Below are 1,144 nucleotides of genomic sequence, written 5' to 3' on the forward strand. Positions count from 1 at the left end.
CTAGTGCCCCTTCAGACAACCTTGATCTTGTTTTGTTCTCTTAAAATAATAGCTATACGTTTGTTCTTATTACGCCAGCGGAGATATGCCTGAATAGCTAAAGCCAAGTCTTGATGTTTAGCAAAATCACTGCCCTCCAAAACAAACTTTCGAAGCGGTCCGAAGTGGCACTCAATTCGGTTGAGCCAAGAAGCATATGTTGGCGTGAAGGTGAGTTCCACATTGTTTTCAGAAGCCCAAGTTTTCACTTTATGATGGTGATGCGGCGAGAAGTTATCGAGGATGATATACAGTCGCTCCGTTCGGGGAAATCGCCGACGAAGCACATCAAAAAAACGATATCTTGGTGTTTCTTTGTTTTTGAGGCATGCCCGTAAAGTTTGTCGGTCTTCAGATCTAAAGCAGCGAGCAAGTGCTTAACCCCATGAGGACGGGTATAGGTTGCACGTAAACGAGACGGTTTGCGCTGCTGGAACCAGCCTTTTCCTCGATAAGGTTGAAGCGACAAAGGGCCAAACTCATCGACACAAATCACACGCCCGTCTACCGGAGGGCTGTCGTATAGCTCTTTGATTCGTTTTTTTTAGATTCAAATTCCGGATCGTTTGAAGCTTTCCAGGTTTTCGTATTTTGGTAAGTGATTTTGGCTTCATTCAAGATGACCCGAAGCGTTTCAATGAAATGGAAGCTACGATTTTTCGTTCTTCTACCGCTTGTTTGAGCTTAGAAAGGGACCAGTTTGTAAACGGGTAACCTGCAACTTTTGGCGGGATTTGGGCAAGTTCAATAATGTCCGCACGCTCTTCTTCCGTAAAAGTAGGCGGCCGTCCTCCTCCATATTTGGGTTTGAGTGAAGTCATTCCTTCCTGATTAAACCGATGAATGGTATGCCGAATATGTTCACCTGAAATGTGATACAACCGACTGATCTCGGGTACTTTCATTTTTTGGGCGGAGGCTAAAATGAGCAAGGCTCGACGAACTTGTACGGGGTCTGCGCCTTTCCGGGCAATACGAAGGAGACGATTCCCTTCTTCATTAGTTAAATCGCGAACAAAAATAGTCATGATTTTCACCTCAGATCGTTTTGTTATACATTATTACCCGTATTTCACAACTACGATCTTAGAAGGGGCACTAGGTC

1 protein-coding gene and 1 pseudogene are annotated in these 1,144 nt (G+C 44.6%); both read right to left on the reverse strand.

The genetic code is table 11. The features are described from left to right. Positions 1-11: 11 nt before the first annotated feature. A pseudogene (locus L691_RS34135) lies at positions 12-329 on the reverse strand (transposase); the annotation flags it as partial. A 324-nt stretch (positions 330-653) separates the two neighbouring features. After that, positions 654-1,067, reverse strand: coding sequence for a helix-turn-helix domain-containing protein (locus tag L691_RS27435; protein WP_025688147.1), 414 nt, complete (start codon positions 1,065-1,067; stop codon positions 654-656). Positions 1,068-1,144 lie beyond the last annotated feature (77 nt).

This window comes from Paenibacillus zanthoxyli JH29, from assembly GCF_000520715.1.
GTDB lineage: Bacteria > Bacillota > Bacilli > Paenibacillales > Paenibacillaceae > Paenibacillus_AQ > Paenibacillus_AQ zanthoxyli.